7 protein-coding genes and 2 pseudogenes are annotated in these 8,261 nt (G+C 46.7%); 1 reads left to right on the top strand and 8 read right to left on the bottom strand.

The window, feature by feature from the left end; all coding sequences use genetic code 11:
- Positions 1–95: 95 nt before the first annotated feature.
- Positions 96–285, top strand: a pseudogene (locus tag BMW31_RS13090) (transposase); the annotation flags it as partial.
- Positions 286–532: 247 nt separating this feature from the next.
- Here the strand turns inward: BMW31_RS13090 and BMW31_RS13085 are convergent.
- The 8 genes and pseudogenes from BMW31_RS13085 to BMW31_RS13060 all read right to left on the bottom strand — a co-directional run.
- Entirely contained in the window at positions 533–1,012 is a 480-nt protein-coding gene (locus BMW31_RS13085; protein ID WP_091826714.1) for an HU family DNA-binding protein, read from the bottom strand.
- A 417-nt stretch (positions 1,013–1,429) separates the two neighbouring features.
- Positions 1,430–1,633, bottom strand: a complete 204-nt coding sequence (locus BMW31_RS13080) for a hypothetical protein (protein WP_091826712.1) — start codon at positions 1,631–1,633, stop codon at positions 1,430–1,432.
- Positions 1,630–5,025, bottom strand: a complete 3,396-nt coding sequence (locus BMW31_RS13075; RefSeq protein WP_255404971.1) for a leucine-rich repeat domain-containing protein — start codon at positions 5,023–5,025, stop codon at positions 1,630–1,632. Before BMW31_RS13075 ends, BMW31_RS13080 begins: the two co-directional genes overlap by 4 nt.
- 114 nt (positions 5,026–5,139) lie before the next feature.
- On the bottom strand, positions 5,140–6,780 hold the full coding sequence (locus BMW31_RS13070) for a fimbrillin family protein (protein WP_091826708.1): 1,641 nt from the start codon (positions 6,778–6,780) through the stop codon (positions 5,140–5,142).
- A 23-nt stretch (positions 6,781–6,803) separates the two neighbouring features.
- Positions 6,804–6,959 (bottom strand): hypothetical protein, encoded by a 156-nt coding sequence (locus BMW31_RS13525; RefSeq protein WP_177166332.1) that lies wholly within the window; start codon positions 6,957–6,959, stop codon positions 6,804–6,806.
- A gap of 29 nt (positions 6,960–6,988) precedes the next feature.
- Positions 6,989–7,345, bottom strand: a complete 357-nt coding sequence (locus tag BMW31_RS13365; protein WP_143049214.1) for a hypothetical protein — start codon at positions 7,343–7,345, stop codon at positions 6,989–6,991.
- Between the two features lie 276 nt (positions 7,346–7,621).
- Positions 7,622–8,038: a hypothetical protein gene (locus BMW31_RS13065; RefSeq protein ID WP_091826706.1), complete on the bottom strand. Its 417-nt coding sequence runs from the start codon at positions 8,036–8,038 to the stop codon at positions 7,622–7,624.
- A pseudogene (locus BMW31_RS13060) lies at positions 8,035–8,261 on the bottom strand (tyrosine-type recombinase/integrase); the annotation flags it as partial. The gene BMW31_RS13065 and the pseudogene BMW31_RS13060, both read right to left, overlap by 4 nt.

Raw genomic sequence — 8,261 nt, 5'->3', positions numbered from 1 at the left:
CCCGCCAGTCAGGACTTTAGAGGGGGCAAAATAAAAAAGTTTTCAGGGGGCAACGTCGCTTTGCCCTCGGGGGTCAAACGCGCTCGGCTTTTCCAAATGTCATTGCTGCTACATTCTACGAGCACTACGATGACATCCTGAACTTCTATGTCAACAGAGCCTCCAATGCTGCAGCAGAATCCTTCAATGCAAAAGTCAAGGCATTCAGAGCTTCTCTAAGGGGGGATTGTGGATGAGAGGTTCTTCTTATACAGACTTGCAAGAATTTATGCTTACCCCCACTAAATTTCCACTGAGCCTATAAGGCTTCGGACTTGGAGAATGTGTTGGATAAAAACTATAAAAGACCCCATGTGTAGAATGATACATAATGGAAATTTATGAGTTTATATACTCTCTTATTTACCCGAACGGCAGATACCATTATAAGATGATGCCTGCCGTTTTCACTTCGATAAAACAATAGGCGCAAGCCCTGTTTCCCAACAAGTCTTGCGCCTGCAAAAAATAGAGAGTTATAAATCAAATTACATCAAGGCTGGGTGTTTATGTCATCGCCCGATGTAGAGTCCGGATTATCAGCATCCACCTTGCCTTTCCATTCTTCCCACTCGATGTCCACACCAGTCAGGCTGCGAACCGCACGGCGACCGCCGCCTGTGGCTCTTGTGCCACCACCACGGAATCGGGTTTCGGGAATGAAGCGCACGCGCACGCCATTGATGAGCGCAGCGGTTACTTCCTTTTCAGTTGCCACCCCGTTATTGTTCGTCGCCGTCGTGAAATAGAAAGAGCCGATACCGTCTAATTTCAACGAACGTCCCTGCGCCATGTAGTCGCCCATCACGCCGCCGAGAGCCGTCAGCACGGCACGCACATCGGCAGGGCTTACGGTCGATTCGGCTGCCACGCGCTTGGAAATTTGCTCCGTTGTAATGGCAGAGCCTACGAGAACTGACTTGGGATACCACTTGCCGTTCACTTTCATCTGTACTTTCTTGTAGAATGCCATAGGCTTGATTGTTTTATGCCGAAAGCGGCTGAAATGTCAACAACGACTAAAGTATAAACAGTGGGGCACTGAAGTATAAGTAGTGCCCCACTGAAGTAGGACTTGTCGTCATCTCAATCTACACCACTCATCGGCTGGTTAATGATAAGAAATTTTAGTCCTGTGTATATAAATAGACGCAGAATCCCCAAATGGCGAACCCCATCAGGCAAAGCACCCAAAAGGCAATCTTCCCTATCCGCGCCACCACCCTCCTGCGTCTCATCTCGTGATGGAAATGTTCCCTTGCGTCTTGCATGTTCCGTATCGTGGTTTGTCGGGGAAGGATGACCTCCCCCCGGGGGCATATAAATCTTGTTTTTGATAAAGAGGAAGCCGTGCCCCGCCAAATGCCTGGCAAGGCACGGCAGAGCATCGTCAGTCTTCCCACAAGTTGTTGTGGGTATCTGGCCAGTTGTCCTCCTCATCGAAGAAGAAAGATCCTTGCTTGGCATCTGCCGCGCCTCCTTCTTCACCTTCGCCAGCCTGTGGAATGGAAGTCTGATACATTACCGGGGACAGGTTTGTCGATATAATCTCCGTTACAGGAGCCTCATATGGTTTCTTGTATGCTGTTTTCATTTTACTATTACTTTTTTACCGTTGTGAATATATACACCCTTTGCAGGATTCGTCACTCTTTGACCGTTGAGGTTGTAGTAGGCATCATCGCCCTCAGAAGTTGTAGCATCTGTCGCATTGATGCTCTCTATACCCGTAGTCTCGCCGTCGTCGAACAGGAGAGAGAGTTTTGCTCCGGCTGGCACGTTGATATTGATATATGCCTTGTGTACGCCGATGGTGAGTTTGCCCTCATTCTTGAACTGCTGCGCCTGTGAAACGCGGAAAGCCTTGCCCCCCGAAATGTAGAAGTTGGTGTTGCCGTCCTCCGTATCTACAACGTCTTTTGCATCCACGGTTACGGGTTTCAGAATGTTTGCGCCACTGTAACTCCATATATCATCCTCGCCGATGCGATAGTAGAAATCGTTTGGCAGTGAGCCGTCGATGGCTTTCAGCACTACGCCCGTGTTGGCAGGCACGTAGAGACCGTCCTTGGCGATGTCGTCGCCGAGATTTATACTCTGCATACGGATAATGCTGTTACCAATCTTCTCACCCGATGTGAAGGCGATAACCTTCGGGCAGTTCTCGGCAGCGTCCCAGAAAAGGCGGTTGCCACTCTCGTCAATATCGCCGAAATCCACGTCGAACTCACGTGAGAAAGTTGAATAGAGCTTGTTGGTCAGCGCAGGTGTACTTTTAATTTTATAGTCTATCTGGTTGTAGAACTGATAATCATCAGGACTATCCTTCATTGCACCCGTAGAAGTGTCCCACATCTGCTTCTTCCATTTGCTCTTGTATTTTTCAACTACCGACTTCTTGACATAGATGTTTGTTGTGCTTGCGAACTCCTTGTAGTTATTGCCTGTCTCGTCAAGTTCAAAGCGTGTAGTGCTCAGCATCTTCTTGCTTGGGGCATTACTAATGAAGAATACATTCTCGATGGTACTGCTGTTGTTGGCGATATTCGTCATAAATGCCTTTGCACCTACATATTCGATATGGTTTTTAATGACAACTTCCTTAATCTTGTTGCTTGCTGTCTGGAATGCGTAATCGCCAATAAGCGCAACATCAAGCCCTGTCTGTGTCTTCTCGGGCACTACAAAGGTATGATTCTCGCTTTTGACGGAGAGGAGGTCAGCCACACTTGCAGCTACTTGCAGATATTCATTGCCGTTTTCCACAAATGAAGGTTGGATGCTCTTGAACTTGTCCTTGTAGAACGGAATAGCGTCATACTGATCCTTAATATCCTTGCGAACGTAGATATTGATGTTGGCAGGCATATTGGTCGTTCCGGCAGTGCCATCGTCGAAACTCTTGTGATTCGGGCGCTGGTCAATGTTATTAGGATCAATAGGTGCGTCGCAGAGGAATGCGATGTCCTTCAGGTTCTTACAAAGACTGAAAGCACGATCACCGATAGAGGTTACCTTGTTGGGAATCATTACGCTGGCCAGGTTCTCACACTCATAGAAAGCAAAGTCCCCAATCTTGGTGATGGAAGGAGGAAGTAATGTGAACTTGGCGTGTGCCTTTCCGTGAGGGAAGAGCACCAGTGTTTTCTTGTCCTTTGAGAGTAAGTAGCCATCTACGCTGGAATATTGGGTATTCTTCTTATCCACATTGATGTCAACGAGATTCTCACAATACTTGAAAGCCTCCGAGCTAATATCGGTCAGATTCTCTGATACGTTAATTTCGGTCAATGCGGCACAGTTGCGGAATGCTTCGCGTTCAAGCTTCGTAACGCTATTCGGAATGTCGATAGAGGTAAGTCCGCAGTCGGCAAAGGCACCTGCGCCTATTGTCGAAATCACCGCATCATCGGCAAACTTAGCCGTTGTCATGGCCGTACATCCGTTGAACGCATTGTTTTCGATGCTTGTAACTCCCTTTGGGAAATGGAATTCCTGCAACTGGGAAAGGTTTTGGAATGCGCCCGATTTAATTGTCGTCAGGTCGCAATCGCCGAGGAAGTTGAAATTCTTGAGTTTTGTATTACTTTGGAGCGCATTTGCACTAATCGTTGTCAGTTTGGAACCGTCAGGTACATTGATGGTTTCCAGATTCTTGGACAGGGAGTAAATGGCCTTCAGCTCTGTCAGTGATGAAGGTAAAGTTGCTTCTACCAAGGCAGGACACTGACCGAAAGCACCAGTTCCAATAGTTTGTACATTGGAAGGCTCTACATAGCTGACTTTTGACAAGTTCTTCATGTTGCTAAAAGCATCGTCATTGATAGCCTCGACATTGGCAGGAATGGTCAGTTCCTTTATCGTTGTAGTACCGAGGAACGCATTTTTCTCAATGGTCTTGACCCAATTGGCAACAGTATATTTTCCATCAGTTACAGCTTTTGCCGGTGGAAAGAAATAAAGTATGGAATGGTCGCCCTTGGAATAGACAACACCATCAATGGCTTCAAAGTTCTCACAATCAGACGGAGTCTTGTACTCGGATAGATTATAGCAGTTGGAAATGCCACCAGCCACCCCATCTACTTTGAGATGTGCAGGCAGGGTAACGGTTTTCAGTTGGTGACAAGTGTACAGCGCATTTTTGGAGAGTTCAACGACATCGTTCAAGTCTATAGTCTTCATATAACGGCTGCCCTCTATACCGCGTTCTGCAATGCTGGTGATGCCGTCAGGAACTTTATAGTCGGCCGTCGGCTTGGCAGGCGGATAGTTGCTCAGCGTATTGTCCTTGAACAAAACACCTTCTATAACTTTATAAGGAGTAGAACCGCCAGAAGCAAGTTCGAACTCCTCCAATTCAGAAGAATTAGGAATGATTGATGGGAATCCTGTTTCCACTGATTGGAGATTGGCAGGAAGGACAATCTTCTTTACTCCTTGAGCATTGGTAAAAGCGCATTTGAAGATGTTCTTGACATTGCTGTTTACAGTGTATGTTCCACCAGTGGTATTTACGCCCGTTGGAACAGCATAGAGGTCTTCCATGTTCTTAGAGTAAAGACACCCATCTGCATCAGAAGAGAAATTTGCGTTGCCAGAGGCCACAGTGAATTTAGGCAGACTGGAAAACCTGTAAAAGGCAGTATGAGTGATGGTACTTACCGTTGAAGGAATTGTCATTTCTGCAAAGGATGCACCACCCAGGGCACCACCATAGATTTCCGTAACTCCTTCGGGAAGGTTGATCTTGGTAACGCCTGAACCACAGCTGTAATTCTCGTTGCCACCCATTCTGGTTACATAGAATGTTGTTCCTTTTCCATCGTCGAAAGTTGCCGGCACATTAACTTCACCCGATACTGAAGATTCCGTACCTACGAGGGAAACCTTAAAGTTTGTCAAGTCTATAACCTGATAAATAAGACCATCTTTCTTGACAATCTCATAATTGGTGTAGGCTTGCATTGTTGCTGGTATTGCCATGAGCAAAAGCAACAGCAATAAAAGTTTTGTTTGTCTCATAATAATTAAAATAAAATTCTGATTTCGTTATTTATAACTCTGTTCTGTTTCTGAAAAAACCTTGTAAATCCTCACTTAATCCGCTGTCCAGACAGTTGCGGCAGCAAGGTTGTTGCTGGTCCAGTTCAGCCGGATGATGCTTGCCCCCATATTCGATACTTTTAATGTCGTGAAATGAGTGCGTGAATAAGCGGTGCGGGACATGAAGTATCCGGATTCCCCTGCATAGAACAGCAACCTGTGGTAGTAATATGCAGAAGAATTTTCAAAGTTTGTCAGGTCATAGAAACCTGTAAACGGCATGAAGAAATACTCACTGATGTTATCTTTCGTCGGACGGCCTTTCGTTCCGGATGTATTACTAACCTTAGGTGCCGTTCCGCTGTCGAAACCAACGATGTATTGCTTCTTCTTGAGCCATACACCCTCATGATAGGTAGTCTTATCCCCGGTTACAGGGTCTGTAATGGTGTACGACTGCTGATAGGTGCCCGTATGACCATCATCAATGAGAACGCCTGCACCGATATACATTTGCATCTCGTCAGTAGAGGGACAGTTCCTGCAGCTCTGCGAGGCATCGCTGGTGTTGAAGTACGACCCGAATCTTCCTCCTGAGTTTCCGGCACTCCACTTGCGCTGGTCACCCACACCATAAACCTCGTAAGCGTCCCACTGATAGTAGTTCCTGTCGGCACGGTATCCACTGTTCAGGTAGGCATCCGTATTGGAGGGCTTCACGGTGATATTGATGCTGTAACGATGCCCAGGCTGGAACACACGTGATTTCAGCCTCAGCGCGTTGTTCACATCCGTCAGCCAGTTCCTCGAACCGCCGATGGTGGCTCCCTTGCCTTTCTTGTCAAAGAGCAGGGTCAAGTCTGTGGGTGTGTTCGACGTGCTGACAATCATGTTCTGATAGTCGGCTGTGGCTTCCGATGTAGTATTGCCCGACACGGCAAACGTCATGGTGCTGCCTGATCCCCATACCGTATAAGAGCGGTCAAGGATATTCACGGATGCTCCTTGGCTGTTTAGCTTTTCCTTCGTTGTCAGGCGAAAGGCATTGACGACGGTTCCGTCGGAGGTCTTCAATACCACACGTATCTTAGAGAACACATGCCTGAACGACAGCGTTCCGAGGTCTTGGTCAAGACTTGTAATCACATCCGACACGCATTGCATGGGGTCTGTGGTGTTATTCTGCCCTACCGTGAATGTGGAGAGGTCGTTTCCTGCCGTCACATATGGTGTAGAGCCGATATAGAAGAGAATCCTGCATCCACGCTTGCCTCTCACGGTAATCTTGCCACCGCTGACGGTCAGTTCCTGACGAGGGGCTACCACCTTGTTGGTCGCAGGGTCAAAGACAATGGCATACACCGTCTTGCCCTCCAAGTTCACGGTGTTATATACTGTGGCGCGTGTGCGCGCTGTTTGTGGCACAGCCTTGTCCTCCGTTACTGAGGTTTCCACCTCCATGCCCATGAAGGTATGCCTCTCTGTCATTGGTCGTGCTGCCATGCCACGTGTGAATACAGAATCGTTCTGCGCCTCGCCCACGGAGTAGGTGAGTGTCAGGTCCAAGCCCTCAAACTCATTGGCGGTTTTAGGTGTGGTCACGTTATCGTCGTTTCCGCATGAAGCCATGCCGAATATCACCACCATACCTGCAAGCACGGCCTTGGCTGTCTTGATAAATTTCTTTTTATTCATAGTTCTCTGCAATCAGTTATTACTTAAAAGCCAAAAGGTGCTTCTTCTTCGTCCTCTTCGTCTTCATACTCATCTTGAACCTGTGGTTCATGCTGCGTGCTCAACGCCTGTAACAGTTGTTCGCCATGCAGGTGTATCACTTCCATCTCGGGAGCAATGTAAAATTTCTTTCTTTCCATTTGTTTATAGTTCATTATTGATTCTTGATTTATAACTCTTTCTTGGGTAAATAGGCTGTGGTTAAAACTTCCTTAAACCTATCCTTGTGACTTGGCCAACGGGCACGACAAAACAGGCAACGGAATCTCTTGCGAGTCCCTTGCCCAAAGGCATTGCGCCGTTTTTCACGCGCGCGTATAATAAGATGTTTGTGTAAGAAGTTACGCCAGTAGCGCCTGAGAGAGAGAGAGAGAGAGAGAGAGAGAGAGAGTAACAAATTATTTGGAACTGCCAAATAATCCGACGACAAAATCACAGGAAAATCTTGTTTTTCCTGCGCCACGCATACACCTTTATTATATAAGGAAAGATGCCGCTGATAGCCGTTGCCCTCTAATCCGTTCACTTAGTGATAGTTATAATCGGGTGCAAAGATAGTTAAAGTTTCCGAAACTTGCAAGGAAAAACGGAATTAGATGTGGAAATGGAGTGCAAACGAATGCACATTTGCCACATCGCAAATGTATTCTTCTTATGTCATTGAGGTAGTATGTAGGCATTTCGTAGTAATGAGAATTGCTATTTCCCGACTACACGTCAATCCTTTCTCTTTCACCGCTTTAACTCTTATTGTAGTAATGTAGTAAGATATAATCGGTGAAAGAAAAAGGAAATATATCCATCAGTTCTTGGTATTACCCAATAGGCAGATTGGCGTTACAATGGCAGCCTCTGTCTGCAATCTTCTACTGATGTACTTTCTGAACAAATGCGCTTCCGTGCTGTCCAACAGAAAGGACAGGGCGATGATAGCAGGGAGCGGATAGAGTGGTGCATAACCTTTGCGTTGTCCGTTGATTATGACTTCCTCCTCACCTGCACCCCTTTCATTGGGATGCAGGTCGGAAGTTTTCATTATCGTCTGAAGCCTATAATTGAGCTTTCTCCATGTAACACCGAAGAATCTCACAAGTTCTCCCTCCGTCATGGCTATCTCACCTTTTCCCTTACGGACAACCTGCATATTCCTGCCCCAATCAAAGTAACTGCGATGATTGTACGTGCTATTTTTGCTCTTTGAATTTTTGCTTGCCCTCATGCTGTTTCCTCCATTTTACAGATTGATACCTCCGAAGGTTCACAAACCTCTCTCTCCGTATTTGCTCCCTTTATTACCGTTTGTTTGGCAATGAGCCTGTCCATATCTTCAGAAATTTTCCTGTCCGTCACCTGCGCGTAAATCTGTGTGCTTGATATGGAGGCGTGTCCCATCATCTTGGCTATACTCTCAATAGGTATTCCTGCACTAAGGCTCATCGTGG

This window comes from Prevotella sp. kh1p2, from assembly GCF_900111525.1.
Lineage (GTDB): Bacteria > Bacteroidota > Bacteroidia > Bacteroidales > Bacteroidaceae > Prevotella.
This window is presented reverse-complemented; position numbering and strand designations above follow the sequence as displayed.

Coding starts and splice junctions, on each gene's coding strand:
- BMW31_RS13075 (WP_255404971.1), bottom strand. CDS start 5,025: ATGGCAATACCAGCAACAATGCAAGCCTACACCAATTATGAGATTGTC.
- BMW31_RS13065 (WP_091826706.1), bottom strand. CDS start 8,038: ATGAGGGCAAGCAAAAATTCAAAGAGCAAAAATAGCACGTACAATCAT.
- BMW31_RS13070 (WP_091826708.1), bottom strand. CDS start 6,780: ATGAATAAAAAGAAATTTATCAAGACAGCCAAGGCCGTGCTTGCAGGT.
- BMW31_RS13080 (WP_091826712.1), bottom strand. CDS start 1,633: ATGAAAACAGCATACAAGAAACCATATGAGGCTCCTGTAACGGAGATT.
- BMW31_RS13525 (WP_177166332.1), bottom strand. CDS start 6,959: ATGGAAAGAAAGAAATTTTACATTGCTCCCGAGATGGAAGTGATACAC.
- BMW31_RS13085 (WP_091826714.1), bottom strand. CDS start 1,012: ATGGCATTCTACAAGAAAGTACAGATGAAAGTGAACGGCAAGTGGTAT.